Raw genomic sequence first — 24,974 nt, forward strand, 5'->3', positions numbered from 1 at the left:
TTGGCTTTCCGTTTATTACTGTTCACGCATATGTGCCCAGTAATGGAATTTGCCGTGGCTTCGCATTTTAATACGGAAAATTCCTGCTGCCACCACGTTTTCTTACGGCACTTTCGGTTCCAAAAGTGCCTACCCGTGAACAGTAATTTCCGTTTTTTCCTTAATTGGCAAGGAAACAAATGAAATCATTGCCTCCGTTTCCCTCGAAAAATGCCGCTGCATCGTTGAGTCCCATCTTATCCGTGTAGGCAAATTCCGTGCCCGGATACCAGAGACAAGAGATGTTGTACGCGTCGTATCCACAGATCAGACCATAGCTTCCGTCTCCCAGATATGCCACCACCGGCATGCCCGTGTAGACAAAGTAGAGAATCTGGTTCAGCGTCAGCCCGCGTGCGTCGATTAACTCTGTGCCATCCGAGGAGGTCGTCTTTCCGTCCGCCATATCCGACAGATAGCGGCTGACGGTTCCCGCCATATTCTGGACGTCGCGGATCGTCTTCGCGTCGCTCCGGTTTGCTCTCACCCAGACAACCCGGTCATTTTCATCCGTTACAAGTCCCATGCCATCGTAAGCTGCCTGCACCGCGCTGGAAAATTCCGCATACGAGCCTTTCAGGCGTCCCTCGCTGTAGGCACTGTAAATCCGCTGTGCAGCTGCGCCATTGTTCTGAAGCACAATCACATCATTTTCTTCTGCTGCCACCTGCTTCGGAACATGCACCTTCGTGCTCCGTGCCGTCTTGCCTGCATCCAGCTTGACGCAGTAGAGACGCCCCTTTGCACTGTCATTTAACGTAGCGATTCCATCCAGTGGATCTTTCGACACTTCCTCATTACAGACCAGCGTGTCCTCGTCCATCGGCTGATAGCCGCTTCCTATCTGGTGCATCCGTGACAGATGAACCCGGCTGTCCTGAATCCGCACATCCACCAGGCTGACACCCGGCTTCTCATAGCGGGTCTCCATCTCCATATTGCTGCCGACGATCTCGACCGCATACAGCGGAAGCCCCGTCACGCGTCCGTCCATCGTAAGCTGCTCGTTCGGATGGGCAAGCCCGTAGACTAAGTCGGTTCCGACAAATCCGATCAGCCGGATCACGGTCTGATCCGGAAAGGAAATCTCATCCTTCTTGCCTGTCTCCAGATTCATGACATGCAGCTTGGTCGAACGGTAAATATCCGCCCCATCCTGCCACGCAATCCGGGAGGCATCCGTGCTGACTGCAAAATTTTCCTCCGTCAGGCCATCTGCCACCACCATGTACTCTTTTCCCGTCAGATCGACACTGTAAACCGCATGGTTCATCAGCACATACAACGTCTGCCCGCCGCTTAAGTAGCACAGCTGGTTGATATCCTGGCGCAGGTTGCCGTAATCGGTCGATGCCGGCAGATACAGCCGCTCTGTCAGGGCATTTCCCGCACTCTCATAGCGGTACAGCGCGATTCCCGTCGTTCCCTCGTGGTTACCGCGGCTCATATAGCCGTACACGGCAAAATCAATCTGGCCTGCCTCGCTCACATCCAGAATCTTGATTCCGTAGGTATCATAATTGACCCTCGTATCATTCTCGCTCTTGCGGAACGCAAATACCTTTGTGCTCTCTTTTTTTCCTGTATCATAAATCCAGAGCGCCCGGTTTGCCACAAAGGCACGGTATTTCCCCGCTTCATCCTGCATCGACTGCAGATCCTCCGCATCCGAAACCCCCAGCTGAATCCGGTCGCCAGAATAGGCGCTGCTCTCCCCCGTAAAAATCTGGTCCGCGCGGCGGTCATAATTCATCATGTAGATGCGCTGTGCGCCCAGCTTCATCGTGAAGCTCTCGATCACATCGTAATAAGCAGCCGCCTTGCCATCCTTCATCTCACTTACAACATACTTTAAATCGATCGTCCCAATGATGCCCTGCAGCTCCCGCAGATGAATTTCCGGTTCGCTGACCCGCTCCATCGAAAGCCCTTTCCAGGTCAGCTGGCTGAAATCGCTTTTTAACGTCACATGTCCCAACGAACTGTTATCCGCATTCGGATCCGTCTCCAGATAGGTCGTCAGCTCCCTCGCTGAATCATAATCAAACGTCTTTTCAGAAAAGGACACCGCCAGATCGACCATCTCCTGCACACGGCTCTCCTGCTGCCACATCACGCGCGTGTAAAAATAGATCGCCGGGTGCTTTTCCGTCGCGATCGCAATCGTTAAGCGGTATTCGCTTTCCTCCGTCAGAAGGTTCTGGATCGGAAGCTCCGCAGAAACCTCTTCCCCTGACTGTTCCCAGTGGTCAAGCGTTGTCCGTTCTACCAGACGTTCGCCGTCCAGACTGCGGATCTCATACTGCATCCCCGTAATCTGGGAGTCCAGCTTGTCGATCGTCACCGACAGTTTCCGGTCTGCCGGAAGCAGCGTCAGATCCCCGCGTCCAGCCGCTTTCTGGCTGTCCTCCACGAAACCGTCCAGCTCGTTCATCCGCCGCCCCAGAATATTCACATAAGCGACTGGAAGGTTCGCGTCCTCAATCGAGGTATAGACCGCCCCATCCTCCCGCAGCTGCATCCAGGACCAGGTAAAATAACCGGCTGCTGCCAGCACAAATAAGATCAGTAAAATCAGTATCTTTTTCAGGTTTTTCTTCATATATCAAATCAATTCCTTTTATCTCTCCACCATACCAGTTCCGTATCTTCACAGGTACAGGAAAATCTACCCGCCGAACTGTTTCCGTTTTGTCATGCACGCCAAAAACTGCCGCAGGCACCCATCTGTCCCGGCGGCAGCCTTTGTTTCAGTATAACACAAGCAGGCTTCAAATTCCAGAATTTCTATGATTTGTAAGAACTCCGATTGTGTTACTGTTCACGCATACGTGCCCAGTAACCCGATTGTTCTTTTTCCAAATCGGTAAAATTCGTTGTCACACCTGGATGTTACCGCATTTTAATTTAAAAAATTTACACCTGAAAACCGCAATTTCAGCACTTCCGACACCGTCTTCGCTCCTGCAACTCATTCATTAATAAAACCTGAAGAAAATCCTGAAGCGGCGCTCCCCACGGATTCCCCGGTCTCCCCGGGCGCGGTCCCGGCGGCGGAGGCGGCGGTCCCCACGGATTTCCCGGTCCTCCCGGGCGCGGTCCCGGCGGCGGGGGTGGCGGTCCCCACGGATTTCCCGGTCCTCCCGGACGCGGTCCCGGCGGCGGGGGCGGCGGTCCCCACGGATTTCCTGGTCCTCCCGGACGCGGTCCCGGCGGCGGGGGTGGCGGTCCCCACGGATTTCCCGGTCCTCCCGGGCGCGGTCCCGGCGGCGGGGGTGGCGGTCCCCACGGATTTCCCGGTCCTCCCGGGCGCGGTCCCGGCGGCGGGGGCGGCGGTCCCCACGGATTTCCCGGTCCTCCCGGACGCGGTCCCGGCGGCGGGGGTGGCGGTCCCCACGGATTTCCCGGTCCTCCCGGGCGCGGTCCCGGCGGCGGGGGTGGCGGTCCCCACGGATTTCCCGGTCCTCCCGGGCGCGGTCCCGGCGGCGGGGGCGGCGGTCCCCACGGATTTCCCGGTCCTCCCGGACGCGGTCCCGGCGGCGGGGGTGGCGGTCCCCACGGATTTCCCGGTCCTCCCGGGCGCGGTCCCGGCGGCGGGGGTGGCGGTCCCCACGGATTTCCCGGTCCTCCCGGGCGCGGTCCCGGCGGCGGGGGCGGCGGTCCCCACGGATTTCCTGGTCCTCCCGGACGCGGTCCCGGCGGCGGGGGTGGCGGTCCCCACGGATTTCCCGGTCCTCCCGGGCGCGGTCCCGGCGGCGGGGGTGGCGGTCCCCACGGATTTCCCGGTCCTCCCGGGCGCGGTCCCGGCGGCGGACTCCATGGACGGCGCTCCTGCGCGGTCAGATTCGGCTCATCCGCCTCCCACACCATATATCCAGCGTTTCCGCCCTTCTGTTCGCCCCGAAGTGGTCCATACCATACATCATTTCCAGGAAGATGCGGCTGTATGCTGGTTCCCGCCAGATTCTCTTCTCTTTCTCCACCAGGAGAATCTATTTTCAGGGAATTTTCCACCATCGCCGTTCCTTCTTCTGTGGATACAGTGCCCACGTCCGCCGCCTTCATATAGGTCGTCAGTGTATCCGTCCTCTCCGTTCCAGCCGGATAAACCTTCTGCCATTTTTCCAGTGCCCGTTTTGTCAGTTTTTCCAGAAAGATCCGATCCGGATATTCATCATAGATGGGACTCCCCTCATACTCCAGCTCATCACAGACCGCTTCCACGCAAAGCTGCATCTGCTTACATGCAGCCGGATAAAGACTCTTAAAATATGCAAAATCCTGCATCGGACTGCCATTCCCCCTTAATTCAAGGCTTACATGGTATCCTATGCAGGATTTATGCGTATCATGTTATTCTCACGTACCGTTTTTCACGTTATCCTCTGCACAGCCGAATCAACTGTTCCTCAAATTATCAAAACAGTTTTTCCGGGTACACGCCCTCACGGATCAGCGCCCGGATCGACTCCGTCACGCTCTCCTTATCCTCACGGTAGGTCACACCAAACCAGCAGTCGTGCGTCTCCAGAAGTTTCACCCTTGCGCGCCCGTCGTGGATCATCTGATCGATGATCGTCGGAAGCAGGTACTCCGACTTCACGTCGCCCTCTTTCAGCCCCGCAAGAAACTCTGGAAATCCTTTTTCCAGCTCCTCCACAAAGCCCGGTGTGAGTCCCCACATATTCATCGATACATGCTGGTTCTCCTGAACCGAAACCGGATTCCCCTCTTTGTCCGTCGCCGTCATGCCGTCCGCTGTCTTCTGGATATTGTAGGTTTCGGTTACGCGTTTTAAAATCTCTCCCTCGCCCACCTCACAGACGCCGCGTGTCACGCCGCCGTTCTCGCTGAGCGTATTTGCCAGAATAAAGCCGCCCATGCAGATATCATACACCGGTGCGTTCACGTCCATCTGTTCCACCATGTATGTATGAATCTTTCGGAACACTTCTTTTCCATAATAATCATCCGCATTGATCACCAGGAATGGCTCTTCGACCAGTCCGCGGATGCTCAAAATCGCCTGTCCAGTTCCCCACGGTTTTTTCCGGTCTGCCGGGACACTGAATCCCTCCGGTACATCCGAAAGCTCCTGGAATGCGTATGTCACCGGCGCAATCTTCTCAATCCGGTTCCCGATCACTTCTTTGAAGTCCTCCTCCAAATCATGGCGGATCACAAAGATAATCCGGTCAAATCCAGCTTCCAGCGCGTCATGGATAGAGTAATCCATAATGATCTCCCCATTCGGACCCACCGGCTCCAGCTGTTTGATCCCTCCGCCAAAACGGCTTCCGATTCCGGCTGCCATAATGACAAGTGCTGTTTTTTTCATCTTCCCTCTCCTCGTCCGTATATTTGCTGCCATCTGAACATTATGTAAACAACAACATTTTTACTGCAATCGTATGTCCAGTATAACACAGAACCCCTGTGGTTGCAATCATCCACAGGGGTTTCCATTTCTCCAACAAGGTATCATGGTTACCGTTCACGGGTAGGCACTTTGGGAACCGAAAGTGCCGTAAGAAAACGTGGTGGCAGCAGGAATTTGCCGTATTTAAATGCGAAGTCACGGCAAATTCCGTTACTGGGCACGTATGCGTGAACAGTAACTATCTGGGAGCACTTAATGGAACAGCGCCGTCACATTCGCCACTTCCTCCGCTGCCGCCGCACGCGTCAGGGACGATAAATCATAGAAGCAGTAACCGCTCACCTGTCCGGTTGCCCGTCCAGCCTGCACCTCGCGCTTCATGATATCATGATACCGCTGCCACTCCGGCACCTCGTTGCCGTCCACTGCATCTGTTCCGGTCTTATAGAGCGCCAGACCGACATACAGCTTCACATTTCCCTTCTTTTTCAGCGTCACCCACTCATTCAGGCAGTTTGCAAACGCATAGCCCGCTGCCTGGCCGTTCTGCTTCGCCTCAAATCCCCAGTAAATCTGCGGCATCAGGTAATCCACATAGCCGCTCTGGGTCATCCACGCATCCACATCTGTAAACTGTCGGGTATCTTTTCGGAGGTTCTGTAAATATCCCTCCGGGCTGATACCGAACAATGCCTGCGGACGGATCGACTTGACCGCACTATAAACTCCCCTTACCAGCTCATTGACATTATTCCGTCTCCACGCCGCCACACTCAGCGATGTGCCGCCCGCCTGGTACTCCGGATAATCAAACCATGTTTCCGCCTTGCTGTCATCGAGATTCGGATAGAAATAATCATCAAAATGGATGCCGTCCACCTCATAATTCGTCACGATCTCTTTCACACCGTCAATAATCAGCTGGCGCACCTGCGGAATCGCCGGATTGTAATAATACTCACCATTCTGGCACAATACCCACCGGTCATTCGAACTGTCCCCGTCCTTCGCCCACGCGATCGCCGGATTTGACGCACACAGATCCGAATAACGGTTCAGATACCCCGTGATCCGGTACGGATTGATCCACGCATGAAGCTGCAAGCCCCGCTGATGCGCCGCCTGCACCGCATATGCCAGCGGATCATACCCCGGATTCTTTCCCTGTTTTCCAGAGGCAAATTTCGACCACGGGAAATACTGTGACGGATACATCGCATCTCCATCCGGGCGAACCTGTAGGAAAACCGCATTTAACCCCTTCTGTACACAGAGGTCCAGTGTCTGATCCATCGCTTTCTTATATCCAGCCTCATCCTTCGCCCATCCATTCCAGTCCAGATACGAAACCCAGACACCTCTCATCTCTCCACTTCCAGGACTGCCGCCCGATACCGGACCCGCATACGCCTTCGAAACCGGCAGGAACAACATCCCCACCGCCAAAAGAAATGCTGCCACCCAGCCGATCGCCCTCTGTACCTGCTTTGCCATGCAAAATTCCTCCCCTCATTTCCTCCTATTCTACCAAATATTTCCAATAAATACTTTACTTTTTTCTGTCTCTTTTATTTTTCCAATACACAGGGACGAGCCCGCGAGGTCCGAACCGCCTTTCATATATCTTTGTACGCATCTTGAACACAGGTGTCCGAACAGGGCGGACGCAGTCCGTCATGGGCGAACATCTGTAGTGAAAGCAAGCGAACAAAGGTATATCGAAAGGGCGGTTCGAACCTCGTGGGCTCGTCCCGTCATTTTCACAACTATGTGCAAAAAAACCTCCCCTGACAGCCCTAAAGCCGCCAGAAGAGGCATTTTCATCATCACGAACAAAGCTCCCGCTTCTCCTTATAATGATGCTTCTCCTCCAGCATCATATCCTTCACCTTCATCAGGCGGATCTGCGTGCTTCTCTCATTTTCATCCAGCTTCATCGTGATATATTTGATATTTTTGCGCGCCTCCGGAATAATTACGTGTTCCAGCGCATTGACTCTCCGGCGCGTTTTCTCGATCTCGGCTGCCATGAGCTGGCAGGCTTTCTCTGTCTCGGACAGCCGCAGCATATCCGGCAGAATGTCCGCCAGCGACTTGACTGCCCCGTCCAGATCGCTCGAAGTAAACGCAAATCCATACGAGTAAATATCGTTCTCATCCGCCGTCCGGGTCTTATAATGGAACACCGGAATATCGACGCTCATTACGTTTTTCTTGTCTGCTTCCAGATAAACCGCCTGTTTCGGCGCGGCAAGCGCGGTATTTAACGCCTGCTCGGACATCCCGGCTTTAGCGATGACGAAATTCACATTCGCACTCCTGATGCCCGCCTCCACTTTCTGGCGCAGCGCCATATTTTCCCGGACCAGATCCAGGAACTGACGCATCAGCTCATCCCGCTTATCCTTCAGCAGTTTATGTCCCCGCGTGGCTGTCGCCAGCTTCTTTTTCAGCCTCGTAAGCTCCATTCGGGTCGGGTTGACCTGTGTCGATGCCATGCGTACCACCTCTCTCCTGCAATCACTTTGTCACAACAGATCCGCCAGCTCCCGCAGCCGCGTTATGACACGCCGCTTTCGTTTTCAAGCGCATCCGCCATGCACAGGCATTTTTACTCTTTCCCATAATACAGATCCAGATACTTCTCATCGATACGTTTCAGCTCGCTTCTCGGCAGGATGGAAAGCAGTTTCCAGCCAATCCGCAGCGTCTCCTCGATATCGCGGTCCGTATTGTAGCCCTGGGAAACATATTCTTTTTCAAAGGCGTCCGCAAATTTTGCATAGATTAAGTCAACATCGGACAATGCCGCCTCGCCCAGGATCACCATGAGTTCCTTTGCTTCCTTGCCGCGCGCATACGCCGCAAAGAGCTGGTTTAAGGTGTTCGAATGGTCGGCACGCGTCTTGCCCTCGCCAATTCCCTTATCTTTCAGACGGGACAGCGACGGAAGTACGTCAATCGGCGGTGTGATGCCCTTGCGGTACAGATCACGGCTTAAGATAATCTGTCCCTCGGTAATATATCCGGTTAAGTCCGGAATCGGGTGCGTCTTGTCATCCTCCGGCATGGTTAAGATCGGAATCATCGTGATCGAACCATTCTTGCCTCTCTGGCGTCCGGCTCTCTCATACAGGGATGCAAGATCCGTGTACATATAACCCGGATAACCACGACGTCCCGGAACTTCCTTGCGGGCAGCCGAAATCTCTCGCAGCGCATCCGCGTAGTTTGTGATATCCGTCAGGATAACGAGAACGTGCATATTTTTCTCAAATGCCAGATACTCGGCAGCCGTCAGCGCCATACGCGGGGTCGCGATACGCTCAACCGCCGGATCGTTTGCCAGGTTGATAAACAGGACGGTACGGTCGATCGCGCCCGTCTCCTTAAAGCTCTCGGTAAAGAAATGCGCTTCCTCAAAGGTGATACCCATCGCCGCGAAGACAACGGCAAACGGTTCGTCCGTGCCGCGCACCTTCGCCTGTCTCGCAATCTGGGCTGCCAGATTCGCATGCGGCAGACCGGACGCCGAGAAAATCGGCAATTTCTGACCGCGAACCAGTGTATTCAGACCATCGATCGCGGAAACACCCGTCTGGATAAACTCCTGCGGATAGCTTCTCGCCGCCGGGTTCATCGGCAGACCATTGATATCGCGGCGTTCCTCCGGCAGGATCTCCGGACCGCCGTCGATTGGATTGCCCAGACCGTCAAAGACGCGTCCCAGCATATCCTCCGATACGCCAAGTTCCATCGTTCTGCCTAAAAAACGCACCTTACTATTTGAAAGGTTGATACCCGTGGAACTCTCAAAAAGCTGTACCAGCGCATTGCCACCGTCGATCTCCAGCACCTTGCAGCGTCTCTTTTCGCCGCTCGCCAGCTCGATCTCGCCCAACTCGTCATAGGTAACATTTTCCACGCCCTGCACCAGCATCAGAGGACCTGCAACCTCCTGTATGGTTCTATATTCTTTCGGCATTTAGAATGCCCCCTTTCCAGCCGCATCGGCAACCTCTTTCGCAAGTTCATCGAGGACCGCCTGATACTCTTTCTCCACGTCTTCTGCTTTCGTATATTTAAAACGTCCGATCTGCTCGCGCACCGGCATCTTGATGAGATTCTGGATGGAAGCGCCGCCTTCCAGCGCTTTCTTCGACTGCTCATAGAACGCCAGCACCAGCTTCATCATGCGGAACTGTTTCTGCAATGGTGTATACGTGTCAATCTCATGGAAGGAGTTCTGATGCAGGAAATCCTCACGGATCGAGCGCGCCGCTTCCATTTTCAGGCGGTCGATCGGGGACAATGCATCCATGCCGACCATCTTTACGATCTCCTCCAGCTCTGCCTCTTCCTGCAGAAGGCTCATAAGACCTTGGCGGCAGCTCATCCACTCATCCGATACATTCTCATCAAACCATTTTCCCAGATTGTCCACATACAGGGAATAGCTGGTCAGCCAGTTGATCGCCGGGAAATGGCGCTTGTATGCCAGCGCTGAATCGAGTCCCCAGAATACCTTGACGATACGCAGCGTCGCCTGGGAAACCGGCTCGGAAATATCGCCGCCTGGCGGGGATACGGCTCCGATTGCGGACAGGGCGCCCTCGCGTCCGTCCCTGCCAAGGCAGATGACATGACCTGCACGCTCATAGAACTGTGCCAGACGGCTTCCTAAGTAGGCCGGATAACCTTCCTCGCCTGGCATCTCTTCCAGACGGCCCGACATCTCTCGCAGCGCCTCCGCCCATCGGGAGGTGGAATCCGCCATCAGTGCCACCGAATAGCCCATGTCGCGGAAATACTCTGCGATCGTGATACCCGTGTAAATCGATGCCTCGCGGGCTGCTACCGGCATATCCGAAGTATTGGCAATCAGCACGGTCCGCTGCATCAGGGAGTGCCCGGTCTTTGGATCCCTTAACTCCGGAAACTCATTTAAAACATCCGTCATCTCGTTGCCGCGCTCACCGCAGCCGATGTAAACAACAATGTCCGCTTCCGCCCATTTCGCCAGCTGGTGCTGGATGACGGTCTTGCCGCTTCCGAACGGTCCCGGCACGGCTGCCACGCCGCCCTTGGCGATCGGGAAGAATGCGTCAACGACACGCTGTCCGGTGATCAGCGGTTTTACCGGCGGCAGCTTCGTCTGGTACGGACGTCCGCGCCGAACCGGCCATTTCTGCATCATTGTAAGCTCTTTTTCGCCGTTTTCCGTCTCAATGACCGCTACAGTTTCCTCCACCGTAAATTCACCGCTCTTGATCTCTTTGACGGTACCTTTTACACCATACGGCACCATAATCTTATGCTCAATGATCAGCGTCTCCTGCACGGTACCGATGATGTCGCCTGCTTCCACGCTGTCGCCCGCTTTCACGGTCGGCACAAACTGCCATTTCTTATCACGCTTTAAAGACGGAACCTCAACGCCGCGCTTTAAGTTGTTGCTGCCCGTCTCCTTCATGATATCGTCCAGCGGCCGCTGGATTCCATCGTAGATACTCGTCAGGAGTCCCGGTCCCAGTTCAACCGAAAGCGGCACATCCATCGACTCTACCGGCTCGCCAGGTCCTAAACCGGAAGTCTCCTCATATACCTGAATCGACGCTTCATCTCCGTGAATCTCTATGATCTCGCCAATCAGACGTTCGTCGCTGACGCGGACGACGTCAAACATATTGGCATCCCGCATCCCGCTGGCGATAACCAGCGGTCCTGCTACCTTCTTTATCGTTCCTTTGCTCATTGGAAGGTTTCACCCACCTTTCTATCATGCATCTCCAAACAGAATATCCGATCCAACTGCCTGTTCCACCGAATGCTTGACCGACTCCACGCCCTTTCCCGTATTCCCGGAAATACCCGGAATCAGGATCACGGACGGAAGCGGCTGTTCCCGGTAGCGGTCGATGGCTGTCTCAATCCCGGCAGCCGCCGCCTCGGTGATATAGATCACCGCATAGGAACCGGAAGCCAGTTCCAGAAATACTTTCTCCGTCTCATTTACATCGGACACCGGAAATGTCTCCAGTCCCAGCGCCGCAAATCCGTAGATGCTGTCGTAATCTCCGACTACTGCAACCTTATACATACATCTCCCTTATCCTTTCCCGAATCTGTTCCTCCTCAAGACCGTTCAGACGGGCGGTCAGGATGATACGGACCGTTTTGATCTCATTTTCCTTCGCCAGCACATAGGCAACCAGCGGTCCCGCCGTAAACGGGTTGTATTTCTGCGGCTTGATCGTCTCGATCAGCTGATTGTCACACCACCGCTCAAACGCCGACGGCGATTCCTTTAATGCCTGCGCGCCGCCCGCATAGCGGGTTCCTTCCAGATACTCGCAGATCGCACCGACACCGCCAAGAGCCGCCTGTGACAGGCGCTCGATATTCAAGCTATCGCACGGTGCCATCGCGCGCCGCATAAAATCCAGATGTTTTCCCGTCTTCTGGGAGCGCACCGCTATCTTGATATCCGCCACCGCGACCGTCGTCTCGGCATAATCACGGATGATCGCGTCGGACGCATTCTTTCCGCACTCATAGATAGCTGCGAGCGCCGCCCGGTCAACAATGATATCGCAGAGCTGCCCGTCGCCCGTGTGCAGAAATGTCTCGCTGGCTTCCTTCGCCGCCTCCCGCATATGTGCCGGAAGCGCCTGCCAGTCCTTTTCCGCCACGATCTTCGCCATCCGCGCGCCGTCCACCTCGCAGTCGTCAAAATAGACATTGCCGTGGCTGCCCGGCGCCGCTGCATCCTTGATCGCCGCCTTTAAATTGTGGTAGAGATCCCCGTAGGAAAGCACTGCCAGGATCGCGTCGTCGCCCTTCAAAAGGTCGCGGACCGTCTCCCAGGATTTCGCCTTCTCCCAGGTCAGGATCGCCTCCGCGCTGAGCGGTGTATCTGCATCCCCCCAGCCGTGTTCGGTCAGGAAACGCAGCGCCCCCTCGTAGCTTTTTACGGACAGCAGCTGTTCAATCTGTGCGGAGGAAAAAAGCCCATTTTCCAGTGCCCGGATCCGGGCGACCGCGTAGGCATATTTTGTATCAGACATATAAGCCCTCCTTACCTTCTCCCGCCGTTATCCAAACAGCATCGCATGTACCTTGTCCGCCAGCTCATCCCGCTGCGACGCAAACAACGCCCCGGCAGAACAATTTTCCTCGACGCCGCCGTACACCAGAACAAAGCCCCCGTCGATCTCCCTCGGTTCTTTTTTCAGTACCAGGCTTCCGCCCTTTTCCTGCGCCGTCTTCTCTATCTTTGCCGGAAAATCATCCGGCATCCGCTCTAAATCACGTTTTGAAACATAGATTTCTCCTGCCCGATCCGTCACGAACCGGGAAAGAAGCTGCTCCATCCATGCAAAATACGCCTCATCCGGCTTTGCCAGCAGCTCCTTGTGTGCCGCCGCAAGCATTTCCTCGATGATCGCCTGCTTTGCCGCAAGGATCGCCTGGCGCTTCTTTAGCGCCGCCGAAGAACGAAGCCGTTCCTCATAGCTTTTTTCACGCTGCGCCGCCGATTTCGCCTGCTCTTCCTCCAGCTTTTTTACCTTTTCACCGGCTGCCGCAAGGGTCGTCTCCGCTTCACCGGCTGCTTTTTCCTGAATCGCAAGGGATTCCTGCTTTGCATCGTCAAGGATCTGAGCAATAATCTTATCTAATCCATTCATACGCTTCACTCCTTAACTGATTTTGATTCTTTCCGCCGTGCCAGATTACAGTGCATTGATTGCCAGAATCGAAACCAGAAGTGCCAGAATCGCATAGGTCTCAACCATCGCCGGGAACAGCATCGCTTTACCAAACTGTTCCGGTTTCTTCGCTACGATACCGATGGAAGCAACCGACGTTCTTCCCTGATGTCTCGCCGATACCAGACCAACCACGCCGATCGGAAGGCATGCTGCCAGATATAAGAGTCCCTGGGAGATCGACATGCTCATGTCAGCGCCGCCGCCAAGAAGACCAATCTTAGAAAGAGCGATGAAACCAACCAGCAGACCGTAGATACCCTGGGTACCCGGAAGCAGCTGGAGCAGAAGCACCTTCGCGAATTTATCCGGATCCTCGGTTACGACTCCGGCTGCTGCCTGACCTGCCACGCCTACGCCGTAGGCTGAACCCATACCTGCAAGAATAACCGCCACTGCAACTCCCAACAATGCAAATACAATTCCGCTCATATTTAATCCTCCTTGATTTCCACGTATTTTGTTATCTGCTTAAACGGACGGAACGCCTTTCCGCCACCCTCATAGAACTTTCCGAAAAACTCGACGTACTGCAGACGGCAGGTATGCACATACGCGCCGAGCAGGTTGATCGCTAGGTTAAACAGGTGTCCGAAGCAGAATACCAGTATAAATACAATCACGCCAAATACATTATTTCCAACCATACTTCCCATCTGGTTGATAACCGATGCGATAACGCCGGTTGCCAGTCCGAGCGCCAGAAGGCGCGAGTAGGAAAGCACATCCGACACCCATCCGGTAATATTGTACAAATCATATGCGCCAAGCGCCAGCCGCAGGAGCGGATTCTTCTTGTCGCGCGCCGACATCACCAGAATTCCCAGCGCGCCCACGATCGCCATTCCCTTTGCCAGCGAATTAAGCACCGGCGGGAATACGATATTCATCTGCGCGATGGAACCAAACAGTTCCGTCGGAAGCAGCATCAGGATCAGCCCCAGAAGCAGGAGGTACCAGAGTACCACGTCGCAGATAAAATCCACAACCTTGCCATCCTTTAAGAGCATATATCCTTTCAGTCCCAGCCCCAGGAATAAGTGAATCACGCCAAATAACATCGAATAAACCAAAAGCTTCATCGGGTCATTTAGCGGGACAAACCAGAGCGCCGGTATCGTCACCGTATGTCCAAAATATGTCCGGCTCACGATGTCCACCGCATCTCCGAAATAACCGCCGAACATGACGCCCCAGAACAGGGTCGAAAGTCCGCAGTACATAAAGAGCCGCAGTGATTTCCGCAGGTTTTCTTCCATCCTTGGGAATTTCTTAAGTGCCAGGAAGCACATCAAAAATACAATAAATCCGTATGCCGCATCTGAAAGCATCAGACCAAACAAAAATACATAGCACGCTGCCATGATGCCGGTCGGGTCCATCTCCCCCTTCGCCGGTAAGCCAAAGGACGCGGTCACGCCCTCCGCCGACGCCGCGAAGGTTCCGTTGGAGAGAAGCACCGGTGCTTCCTCATCCTCCGGCACATCCGAACTTTCCACTGCAAGTTCAAACCGGCTATTCAGCTTCTCCTCCAGTCCTTTCGCATCGCGCTTCGGGATAAATCCCGTGATCATACACGTTTTTTCCGACTGTAAGATCTCGCCGAGCGCCTCATACTTCTGTGCCCGCAGGCGGTAATAGTCGGATAACAGTTTCAAATCTTCCCTCGCCGGAGCGCACTGTTTCAGTTCTTCTTCCGTCGCCGCCGCGCGTCCCTCATGCTCTGCCGCTTGCGCTTTGAGTTTCTTAGCGTAAGCTGCCGGAACTTCCTCCACCGGACGCGCCGGACGGGCAAATCCAATCGACCGGAGTGCTGTCTCCAGCTTCTCCTCGTCCTCTTTCAGGCAAATTACCGCAATGCAGGTCTGGTCGGCATCGCTTCCGACAACCTCCAGCTCCCATTTTTCAAGCTGCGGCTCCTGTTTTGCCACCGAAGCGTAAATTTCTTCCTGCGTATAAGCGCCTCCGCCGACCGCGCCAGCTAAGATAGCACACCGTTTCGTCTCCTGATACGCAAGTGGAATCTCCAGCTTCTGCCACGGTTTCAGGCTTTCCGCCTCCGCCAGCAGTCTAAGCGCCGCAGTCTTTTCCTCCGTGATCTGCTTTTGCAGGTTCAAAATGCGTTCCGCCTGACCTAAAAGCGCCTCTGCGTTCGCCTCCGTCTCCCGGTACGCGCCTGCCTTTGCAAGCGGCTTTCCGGCAAGCCCAGCAAGCATCGATGTTTCCTCCGGAACCACCGCGGCAAGCACTTCCAATGCGCGATCCGCCGTCGCCGCATTCCGCTCAAACTTCTGCCGATCCTCCAGCGTGTCCGTCCGCTTAAATACCTCGTCCGGCTCCGCCTCCGCTGTCAGCTCCAGCACTCCGGCAGCCTGCAGAAACTCCATCAGGGACTTACGGTCCTTCTTCAGGGCACAGATACATAGCTTTTGCATCTGCAATACTGCCATATCTACATCCCTCCATTCACTAGACCAGTTCCGCTATGAGCCGGTCAACCACCTCCGGTTTCCGTCTGTCCGCCGTCTCTCTGAGCGTCTGACACTCCGCCTCGGCTTCTGCCAGTGCCTGTTTTACGTACTCCTCCCCTCTGAGAGTCAGTTCTTCTTCCTGCTTCACAGCTGCTTCTTTCCCCCTTTTCTGTGCATCTGCGAGCATTCGATCCGCTTCTGCCTCCGCCTCCGCCTTAACGCGGCGTGCATCCTCCGAAGCCTGCGCGACCAGTTCCGATGCCTTCGCCTCTGCGTCCTCGACCGCCTGGATCGTCTCCTTGATCATTGAACCACCACCTTTTCCCCTAATTTTTTTTCAACAATAATGCAATATCCTTATTATGTTTCACATCCTCCCATTCCATACAATTCGCTGATTCGAAGCATCAAAAGCACATGGAAAATAAATAAGTTTTCTCGCATTTGTATACTATTATAACTTTTTCAATCAGTTTTGTCTATTAAATGTTTTAATTTTGAAAAGATTATACATACATCTTAATTTATGAAAAAAAATTTCGGTTCTCATGAAAAACAGTGTTTGTTTCCACAAAAAAAGCTGCCAGACAATTGTTGCTCTTCCACAAACCACTGTCTGGCAGTCCCCTATTATATATTTATTTTTATGCGAGCCACCCGATCGAATTAAGGAAATAGACCCACAAAAAGATCGTCACAACCGAGGCGACCGTGCTCAACACGACAAACTGTCCCGCCAGCTCGCCGTCGCCGCCCATGTTCTGCGCCATCGCATAGGACGCCGTCGCAACCGGAGTCGCGTACATTTCAAAGTAAACAAAACGTTCCACACCGGAAAAGCCGAGCAGCGTCGCAACCGCCAGAATCACTGCCGGCAGGATCACCATCTTGAAGGTCATCGACGGAACCACATATTTCAGATTGCCGCCGATCGCATTGAAATGCAGCGTTCCGCCCAGTACGAACAGTGCCAGCGGCGTTGTCAGATTGGCAAACTGCTTGATCGGTCCTTCCACGGAAACCGGAAGTTTAATTCCTAATATATGGAAGATAAAGCCCAGGAGCGCGCCGCGGATCATCGGATTTTTCAAGATATTCTTAATCAAAACAGAAACCGGGACCTTGCCGCCCCGGAACAATTCCAGAATCACGACCGCCGTTATGTTGTAGACCGGAATCACGATCGCCACCATCATCGTCGCCAGCAGTGTTCCCTCCTCACCGAACACGCTGGTTGCCAGCGGAATGCCGAACAGGACAAAATTGCTGCGGTAAATCGCCTGGATGATAACGCCGCGCCGCTCATTTTCCTTTACCAGACGCGGAACCACAGCAAGCAGAACCGCCTGCAAAAGCAGCACGCTGATAATGGCGACTGCCACCAGACGCAGATTTAATGTCATTCCCTCCGGAATGGAATACAGGTTGTTAAACATCAGAATCGGAAAGAATGCCTGAAAGATCACTTTATTCAGGCGCTTCATAAAATCCTCATCCGCCAGCCCCGACATCCTGACTCCATATCCAAATGCGATATAGAGCAGAAACGGAAGGACTGTATTAAGTGCAAATAAAAAATTTTCCATATAATTCCTGCCACTTTCTTCTTAATTGCTTTGTTCTGGACGCGGTTTCTATCCAGTCAGGCCGCCCCCCTTTAATCACCAGATTTATTATATACCCCATCCAAGAAATCGACAAGAAAAATTCAAGCGTGCCAGCCTCATAAACAGTTCCGAAAAAGTTTCGAATTATGTAATACTCGTTTAGATTTATTTTAGATATTGGTCAAAATATGGACACAATTATCCAGTATTATAATGGCATAACATCAATGAGGCAGATGACACTACAAGATGCGCGCAATCGTTATCTGGCTCGACTAACAACAATTTCCTTTATATAGATATTTCTTCGCAGTCTTTTATCCCCCTTCGGCTGTGAAGAACCCCACCTTGGGTACAAAAAAGAGACGGTTTGACGCCGTCTCTTTTTATATACTCTGCAAGCTACCAGGAAAGCACCTCATGGCCATCCTCAGTTACCAGCACCTGGATCTCCCACTGGGCGGATGCTTTTCCATCCTTCGTGTATACACTCCAGTCGTCGTCGCCATCCACGAATACCTCCTCGGTTCCCTCGTTGATCATCGGCTCGATCGTGAACATCATGCCCGGTGCAAACATCATGCCGGTGCCTCTCTGACCAATATAGCCAACCCACGGATCCTCATGGAACTCGATACCAACGCCGTGACCGCCGATCTCTCGAACCACAGAATAACCATTTTCTTCCGCATGCTTCTGGACCGCTTCCGCCATATCGCCCATGAAGCCCCACGGTTTTACCTGCTCCAGACCTAATTCCACGCACTCTTTGACAACATCCACCAGTTTTTTATATTCCGGGCTGACATTTCCGATGCAGAACATACGGGAAGAATCCGCATAATAGCCGTGATAAATGGTCGAAACATCCACGTTGATGATATCGCCATCCTTTAATACGACATCTGCTGACGGAATGCCGTGGCAGACCTGATCATTGATGGATGTGCACACGCTCTTCGGGAATCCTTCATAGCCAAGCGGCGCCGGGATTCCGCCCATGCGGGTCGTCTCATTATATACCCACTGATCGATCTCCTCGGTTGTGACGCCAGCCTTGATATGCTCAGCCACATAATCCAGAACTGCCACATTGATTTTGCAGCTCTCGCGGATCCCCTCGATCTGCTCCGGGGTCTTGATCATGTCGTGATCCGGAATCTGGTGTCCGGCATCCGCCGCCTCCATCAGCTTCTCGTCAAACGCCTCATGGCAATGTTTGTACTTCTTTCCACTTCCACACCAGCACAGATCATTTCTTCCTAATTTTTTCATCTTACTTTCATTCCTTTCGTCCTGCACTCCGGCAGCCCGTTTGTCACTTTCTAACAGGCGGGTCAGCCTGCTTCCCTCATTCGGGAGACTGTTTGGAGTTTAACACACCGACGCTGAAAATGCAATGAAATCGCCCTTATCCAGCCAGATTCTCAATAATTGTGTTACTGTTTTTATCCCAAATTTTCACGATTTTTTCAACTTTTTAACAGTCTTCCTCTCTATTTTTCAGAAGAAACATTGTATAATAGAAGCATCCATATGAATTTTTTGAAAGGAGACTTTCTTTATTTAAATGAAACATTCAAGTAAACCTTCTGTTTCTGGAACTTCCAATGAAACTTTCCTGAAAACAGAATCAGCCAGCAGCCTTCAAGGTTCAGCCGAACCCAACTCTCCGGATACCAGCACTTCCAATGGCAGCGAAACATATCCACACAAAATTGACGCCTTAAAAAATTGGTTCCGGACCCGCCCGATCGTTGAAAAATTCTGTGCACTTCCGACATACATACAGAGCTGGGGACTTACCCTGTTTTTCATGGGTACCGCCACGATCATCGCGTTCTGCTTTTTTCATGCGCTCAAAAATCCGACTGCCAACATCGCGCTAACATACATTCTGGCGGTCTTTTTGGTAGCGCGTTTTACGGACGGATACAGCTTCGGTCTGTTCTCCTCCTTTGTCGGCGTTGTCTGCGTCAATTTTCTGTTCACGTATCCGTATTTCGCGCTGGATTTCACGATGGCCGGCTATCCGATTACCTTCGTGGCAATGTTTTCAATTTCCAGCATTACAAGCGCCATCACAAGCAACATGAAAACACAGGCGCGCGTGCTGGCAGAACGTGAAAAGATGCTGATGGAAGCGGAAAAAGAAAAGATGCGGGCGAACCTGCTGCGGGCAATCTCCCATGATCTCCGCACCCCGCTTACCAGCATCATCGGTTCCAGTACCGTATATCTGGAAAATGGCAGCAGCCTCCCGGAGGTTGAGAAAAATGCGCTGGTGCGCCATATTCTTGAGGACTCTAACTGGCTCTTAAACATGGTTGAAAACCTGCTCTCCGTCACGCGTATCAACAATGAGACGGCAAAGGTAACTAAGACCTCGGAACCAGTCGAGGAAGTTCTCTCCGAGGCGATGATCCGCTTAAAAAAGAGACTTCCAGACGCCAATATCCATGTGCGCGTGCCGGAGGAATTCCTGATGGTCCCGATGGACGCCGTCCTCATCGAACAGGTTCTCATCAACCTGCTGGAAAATGCCGTTGTCCATGCTGAAAGCACCGAGCCGATCGAGTGCTATGTGGAATCACTTTCCGACTATGCGATTTTCCACGTGCGCGATTACGGCGTCGGCATCCTGCCGGAGAAGCTGGCAACCATCTTTGACGGCTCTTCTTCGACGACCAGCACTTCGCCGGATGGACGAAAGGGCATGGGAATCGGGCTTTCCATCTGTAAAACGATCATTCTCGCCCACGGCGGCGAAATCAAGGCAATCAACCACACGCGCGGTGCCGAATTTTACTTTACCCTTCCAAAGGAGGACAAATAACATGACACATAAACTTTCTATTTTATTAGTAGAAGATGAAAAAAACATCTGCGACTTCATCTCCACCTCCCTGTCCGCACAGGATTACCGCATTTCCACCGCACACACGGGAAAAGAAGCACTTCCGATCATCACGTCCCAGTGCCCGGATCTGATTCTCCTCGACCTGGGGCTTCCGGACATGGACGGCATGGAGATCATCCGCCAGGTCCGCACCTGGTCCAGCGTCCCGATCATCGTCCTCTCCGCCCGCACGCAGGAACAGGAAAAGGTACGTGCGCTCGACCTTGGCGCGGATGATTATCTGACCAAGCCGATCGGCACCTCCGAGCTTCTCGCGCGCATCCGGACTGCCCTGCGCCACAGCAACCGCCTAAACACAGCTTCTCCGCTTTATAAGCGCCCATTCCATGCAAAGGGACTGACGATCGATTTTGAAAAACATCTGGTATCGGTTGATGGAAGGGATGTCCATCTGACGCAGATCGAGTTTAAGATTATCTCCCTGCTGGCACAGAATTCCGGCAGAGTCATGACGTATGATACGATTATTTCGAATATCTGGGGGCCGTATGCGGACGATGATAACAGTATTCTGCGCGTGAATATGGCACATATTCGAAGGAAACTGGAGCAGAATCCAGCGGAACCGCAGTATGTGTTTACGGAGATCGGGATTGGGTATCGGATGATTGAGGATGAGATGCAGTAATAGATAGATTGATTGATTGTCGTGATGCGGAAAGAGGCGTCCGGGAATCTGCACCGCCTGCGTCTCCAATTATCATTGTTCGCTTGCTTTCGCTACATCTGTTCGTCTGGATCGGACAAAAATGTCCGCCCCAGCCGGACAGCTGGCGTGGGATGCGTACAATCGATAATTGGAACGCTGGCTTTTGATTGTCTATTTTTGTTTTTGTCTGTTTTTTTATTCTACTTCGCTTTCAATGACTCCATCGTATAAACCAATTAAGTCTTCATAGCCATCCGTGGATGGAAGTGTCACTACGACCGGCTCGCCCGGGTTCTGGACTTCGGTCTCCATCAGAGTAATGCAGGTCATCGGCTGGTCGAGGACTTCCATGTTGTATACGATATAGTTTGTCATATAGATAATGTAATCGTTGTCATCCAGCACGTAAGCGCCTTTCATTTCCTGGATGTTCATGTCCAGATTGACATCGGTGCCGAGTGTGTTCATCACGGTTCCGAGGGCTTCTTTGACGTTCTTGTTTAGCTTCTTTGGATTTGCCTCATATGCCAGCACACGTTTTCCATTGACCTCGTTTAAGGAAATGCCCTTCATATAGCTGGATTCCATATTGCTGGTGTTGACTCCGGTCTGGACGGAAGATATGATCTGCTCTAATGGCATCGGATATTTCAGTTTGACACCGTTGGCATCTACGTAATAGTATCCGTCCGTATAAAAAACCTGTGAATAGCTGTCCTGTCCCAGAATCGAGGAAGCGACCTGTGCCAGGTACTTGAGATCGGTGGTATCCTGCATATCCATCTCTGCATGCATCGCCATATCAACTTTCATCTGACCGTCCGGAATGACATCCCTTGCAAGTACGACCGAATGGACGCCGCTCTGAATCTCCACAGACTGAATCGTATTGTTCTTCTCCATCACCCGGTCAAATACTTCCGCCGGATTTTCAGCTGCAAATGCGGTTGTTGACATTGTCATAATGGCTGCTGCACTCACAAGTGCGGTTGCTAATTTTTTCATTCCTATTCCCTCCTGTAAACCATTTTTCGAACCATGTCGGCAATCCACTTTATTCCAGAACTTTATTCTCTGAAACATGGAACTCACACCGGCTTTATCTCCAGTATATATAATTTGACAACGCTTGTAAAGCGTATCTACGGGCACTTTTCCTTCCGATTGTTATACACAAACATGAAAATTGCCATCAGGCAGATAATTCCATATCCTAGGAAACTCCAGCCGTCCGGCACCTGCCCGAAGATGAAGAAACCGAGCATCGTCGAGAAGATCAGCTGCGAATAATCGTAGATGGAAATACGGCTCGCCGGGGCATAGCGGTATGCCGCCGTGATCGCAAACTGTCCGCCCGCCGCCGCGCAGCCCGCCAAAAGCAGGATCCCCATCTGCTGCCAGGTCATCGGATGATAGTCAAAAATCAGCCACGGCAGCACAACCACACAGGAAAATACCGAGAAAAACAGCACGATCACCGGTCCCTTTTCTCCTGCCTCTCCCAGTTTCCGCACCATCGTGTACGCCGCGCCCGCGCAGATGCCGCCGAAAAAGCCCAGCAGCGACGGCACAAGTGCCAGATTGGAGAATGTCGGCTTTACCACGAATATACTGCCGAGAAACGCACCGAAGATCAGCGAAAGCTGAATTGGCATAACTTTTTCCTTTAAGATCAGCCAGCTGAACAGCACTGTAAAAAACGGCGACATTTTATTTAGAATCGATGCGTCCGCCAGCACCAGATGATCCACCGCATAAAAGTTACACAGCACTCCCATCGTGCCGAAAATTGACCGCATCAGAAAATACGGCAGATTTCCCCTGCGGATACGAAACGGCTCTCCCGCCCGCAAAAGCAAAACAACCGCTGCCAGCGCCGCCACAAGATTGCGAAAAAAACTCTTCTGCATCGACGGCAGATCGCCCGCCAAATGTACAAACATACTCATCAGCGCAAAACAGAACGCAGACAGCACCAGGCAGGCAATTCCGCGGTATTCCTGCTTCCGGGTGTCCGGATGATTTTCTACCATGTTTTCATTCCCCTTTCCGTCTTCCTATCTTCCAGTATACGCACATCCCACATTTTTGTCTATTCTTGACACAAATTTGTTTCCATACTAAAATAAAGAAACCTTTAACAACACTATCATTTGTAAGGAGAGCATATTAAGTAATCGAATTTATTGACTAACATGATTAAATGTGTTTAAATATACTCAAAGGAGTAAATTATTATGAACACATCAAATATCACAAATTACAAGCCAAAAGATTTTGCTGAACTGTTAGGTGTATCCGTAAAAACATTACAGCGTTGGGATAGAGAAGGAACTCTAAAGGCAAACCGAACTCCAACTGATAGACGTTATTACACTTATGACCAATATCTGCAATTCAAAGGAATAAATACTGAAGATGACCAACGTCAGGTAGTTATTTATACCAGGGTATCTACAAAAAATCAAAAAGATGATTTACAAAACCAAGTTGCATTTTTACGACAGTTTTGTAATGCGAAAGGTATTATTGTAGACCAGTGCATTGAAGATTATGGAAGTGGTCTTAATTACAATCGTAAAAAGTGGAACGAATTATTAGATGAAGTGATGGAACAAAAAATCAAAACCATAATCGTAACTCACAAAGATAGATTTATCAGATTTGGTTACGACTGGTTTGAAAAATTCTGTACAAAGTTTAATACGACCATAGTGGTAGTGAACAATGAAGAACTATCACCACAAGAAGAACTCGTGCAGGATATTGTTTCAATACTCCATGCGTTCTCTTGTAGGTTGTACGGACTTCGTAAGTATAAAAAACAAATAGAAAGGGATGTGGAAATTGCTAAAGAGCTTCAAAACGGAAATAAATCCGACAGAGGAGCAGAAAGTTAAGATCCGTAAAACAATAGGAACTTGTAGATATATTTACAACTTCTATCTCGCTCACAACAAAGAGCTTCATGACAATGGAGAAAAGTTTATGAGTGGTAAAAGTTTTAGTGTCTGGCTGAACAATGAGTATCTTCCCAAAAATCCAGATAAGCTATGGATTAAGGAAGTCAGTTCAAAATCTGTAAAGCGTTCAATCGAAAATGGTTGTATCGCATTTACCAGATTTTTCAAACATCAAAGTGCTTTTCCTAATTTTAAAAAGAAAGGCAAATCTGATGTGAAGATGTATTTCGTAAAGAATAATCCAAAGGATTGCCGATGCGAAAGACACAGAATTAATATTCCATCACTTGGTTGGGTTCGTATCAAAGAAAAAGGATATATTCCTACGACAAAAGATGGGTATGTAATTAAAAGCGGTACGGTATCTATTAAAGCTGGTAGATACTACGTATCCGTTCTTGTAGAGATTCCTGATATGCTTATTGATAGCAGTAATAATGATGGCATTGGGATAGACTTAGGCTTAAAAAATTTTGCTATTGTTTCAAACGGAAAGACGTACAAGAACATTAATAAATCAGCAAGATTAAAGAAACTTGAAAAACAACTACGAAGAGAGCAAAGATGTCTCTCTCGTAAATATAAATATTTAAAGAAAGGAGAGTCCACTCAAAGAGCAAATATACAAAAGCAAAAGCTCAAAGTACAGAAACTTTATCATAGACTGGATAATATCCATACTGATTACATCAATAAGATAATTGCTGAGATAGTGAAAACCAAACCATCTTATATAACGATTGAAGATTTGAATGTGTCAGGTATGATGAAGAACAGGCATCTTTCTAAAGCTGTTGCATCACAGAAATTCTACGAGTTTAGAACTACACTGAAAAGCAAATGTGATGATAACAATATTGAACTTAGGGTTGTAGATAGATTTTATCCATCTTCTAAACTATGTCATTGTTGCGGTTCTATAAAGAAAGATTTAAAACTTTCAGATAGAATCTATAGATGTGATTGTAGCTATGTTGTAGATAGGGATCTCAATGCGGCACTTAATTTGAAAGATGCTAAAACTTACAAGATTGCATAATGAAAAGCAAATGTAAGTATGTACCGAAGGCTATTTCGGGAATTAACGACTGTGGAGTATACAAGAACTTGTGAGTAGCATATCTGTTTACAGATTGTAAAAGCATATACGATGAAGCAGTAAGTAATGTTCGTGAG

The 24,974-nt window shown here is 51.3% G+C and carries 21 protein-coding genes; 4 read left to right on the top strand and 17 right to left on the bottom strand.

What is annotated here, in order from left to right; all coding sequences use genetic code 11:
• Positions 1-160: 160 nt before the first annotated feature.
• The 15 genes from DW931_RS09300 to DW931_RS09370 form a co-directional block, all read right to left on the bottom strand.
• A complete protein-coding gene (locus tag DW931_RS09300) occupies positions 161-2,641 on the bottom strand; it encodes a hypothetical protein (protein WP_118469039.1) in 2,481 nt (826 codons plus the stop codon).
• 335 nt (positions 2,642-2,976) lie between these two features.
• A complete protein-coding gene (locus DW931_RS09305) occupies positions 2,977-4,326 on the bottom strand; it encodes a hypothetical protein (protein WP_118626948.1) in 1,350 nt (449 codons plus the stop codon).
• Between the two features lie 130 nt (positions 4,327-4,456).
• Entirely contained in the window at positions 4,457-5,377 is a 921-nt protein-coding gene (locus DW931_RS09310; RefSeq protein ID WP_022358659.1) for an NTP transferase domain-containing protein, read from the bottom strand.
• A gap of 294 nt (positions 5,378-5,671) precedes the next feature.
• The gene (locus DW931_RS09315) at positions 5,672-6,913 is read right to left on the bottom strand and encodes a family 10 glycosylhydrolase (protein ID WP_117796524.1); all 1,242 of its coding nucleotides are present in this window, start codon (positions 6,911-6,913) and stop codon (positions 5,672-5,674) included.
• A gap of 332 nt (positions 6,914-7,245) precedes the next feature.
• Positions 7,246-7,917, bottom strand: coding sequence for a V-type ATP synthase subunit D (locus DW931_RS09320; RefSeq protein ID WP_022358661.1), 672 nt, complete (start codon positions 7,915-7,917; stop codon positions 7,246-7,248).
• Between the two features lie 113 nt (positions 7,918-8,030).
• A complete protein-coding gene (locus tag DW931_RS09325) occupies positions 8,031-9,404 on the bottom strand; it encodes a V-type ATP synthase subunit B (protein ID WP_022358662.1) in 1,374 nt (457 codons plus the stop codon).
• Positions 9,405-11,174, bottom strand: a complete 1,770-nt coding sequence (locus tag DW931_RS09330; RefSeq protein WP_118469037.1) for a V-type ATP synthase subunit A — start codon at positions 11,172-11,174, stop codon at positions 9,405-9,407. It abuts the gene before it with no gap.
• 24 nt (positions 11,175-11,198) lie between these two features.
• On the bottom strand, positions 11,199-11,519 hold the full coding sequence (locus DW931_RS09335; protein ID WP_107000826.1) for a V-type ATP synthase subunit F: 321 nt from the start codon (positions 11,517-11,519) through the stop codon (positions 11,199-11,201).
• Positions 11,512-12,486, bottom strand: a complete 975-nt coding sequence (locus DW931_RS09340) for a V-type ATPase subunit (protein ID WP_118469036.1) — start codon at positions 12,484-12,486, stop codon at positions 11,512-11,514. The genes DW931_RS09335 and DW931_RS09340 overlap by 8 nt, the downstream gene beginning before the upstream one ends.
• A 27-nt stretch (positions 12,487-12,513) precedes the next feature.
• Positions 12,514-13,107 carry a V-type ATP synthase subunit E gene (locus DW931_RS09345; RefSeq protein ID WP_118469034.1) on the bottom strand — a complete coding sequence of 198 codons (594 nt, stop codon included), beginning with the start codon at positions 13,105-13,107 and terminating at the stop codon, positions 12,514-12,516.
• 45 nt (positions 13,108-13,152) lie between these two features.
• Entirely contained in the window at positions 13,153-13,620 is a 468-nt protein-coding gene (locus DW931_RS09350; protein ID WP_022358667.1) for a V-type ATP synthase subunit K, read from the bottom strand.
• 2 nt (positions 13,621-13,622) lie between these two features.
• The gene (locus DW931_RS09355) at positions 13,623-15,638 is read right to left on the bottom strand and encodes a V-type ATP synthase subunit I (RefSeq protein ID WP_118469032.1); all 2,016 of its coding nucleotides are present in this window, start codon (positions 15,636-15,638) and stop codon (positions 13,623-13,625) included.
• Between the two features lie 19 nt (positions 15,639-15,657).
• The gene (locus DW931_RS09360) at positions 15,658-15,966 is read right to left on the bottom strand and encodes a hypothetical protein (protein ID WP_107000830.1); all 309 of its coding nucleotides are present in this window, start codon (positions 15,964-15,966) and stop codon (positions 15,658-15,660) included.
• A 337-nt stretch (positions 15,967-16,303) separates the two neighbouring features.
• Positions 16,304-17,245 (bottom strand): AEC family transporter, encoded by a 942-nt coding sequence (locus DW931_RS09365; RefSeq protein WP_117796527.1) that lies wholly within the window; start codon positions 17,243-17,245, stop codon positions 16,304-16,306.
• Between the two features lie 423 nt (positions 17,246-17,668).
• Positions 17,669-18,541, bottom strand: coding sequence for a methionyl aminopeptidase (locus tag DW931_RS09370; protein WP_118481960.1), 873 nt, complete (start codon positions 18,539-18,541; stop codon positions 17,669-17,671).
• Positions 18,542-18,836: 295 nt separating this feature from the next.
• Here DW931_RS09370 and DW931_RS09375 point away from each other — a divergent pair, with 295 nt between their 5' ends.
• Together DW931_RS09375 and DW931_RS09380 are read left to right on the top strand one after the other, a co-directional pair.
• Positions 18,837-20,102: a DUF4118 domain-containing protein gene (locus tag DW931_RS09375; RefSeq protein ID WP_117796528.1), complete on the top strand. Its 1,266-nt coding sequence runs from the start codon at positions 18,837-18,839 to the stop codon at positions 20,100-20,102.
• A 1-nt stretch (position 20,103) separates the two neighbouring features.
• Positions 20,104-20,814 (top strand): response regulator transcription factor, encoded by a 711-nt coding sequence (locus DW931_RS09380; protein ID WP_118471578.1) that lies wholly within the window; start codon positions 20,104-20,106, stop codon positions 20,812-20,814.
• A 216-nt stretch (positions 20,815-21,030) separates the two neighbouring features.
• Here DW931_RS09380 and DW931_RS09385 read toward each other — a convergent pair whose 3' ends face one another.
• The gene (locus DW931_RS09385; protein WP_118481959.1) at positions 21,031-21,840 is read right to left on the bottom strand and encodes a hypothetical protein; all 810 of its coding nucleotides are present in this window, start codon (positions 21,838-21,840) and stop codon (positions 21,031-21,033) included.
• Positions 21,841-21,977: 137 nt separating this feature from the next.
• Positions 21,978-22,868: a DMT family transporter gene (locus DW931_RS09390; RefSeq protein ID WP_118626949.1), complete on the bottom strand. Its 891-nt coding sequence runs from the start codon at positions 22,866-22,868 to the stop codon at positions 21,978-21,980.
• Positions 22,869-23,087: 219 nt separating this feature from the next.
• Between DW931_RS09390 and DW931_RS09395 the strand changes: the two genes are divergently transcribed.
• On the top strand, positions 23,088-23,735 hold the full coding sequence (locus DW931_RS09395; RefSeq protein WP_182426664.1) for an IS607 family transposase: 648 nt from the start codon (positions 23,088-23,090) through the stop codon (positions 23,733-23,735).
• Entirely contained in the window at positions 23,683-24,837 is a 1,155-nt protein-coding gene (locus DW931_RS09400; RefSeq protein WP_347559439.1) for a transposase, read from the top strand. Before DW931_RS09395 ends, DW931_RS09400 begins: the two co-directional genes overlap by 53 nt.
• Positions 24,838-24,974 lie beyond the last annotated feature (137 nt).

It is taken from the genome of Clostridium sp. AM43-3BH, from assembly GCF_003479985.1.
Taxonomy (GTDB): domain Bacteria; phylum Bacillota; class Clostridia; order Lachnospirales; family Lachnospiraceae; genus Otoolea; species Otoolea fessa.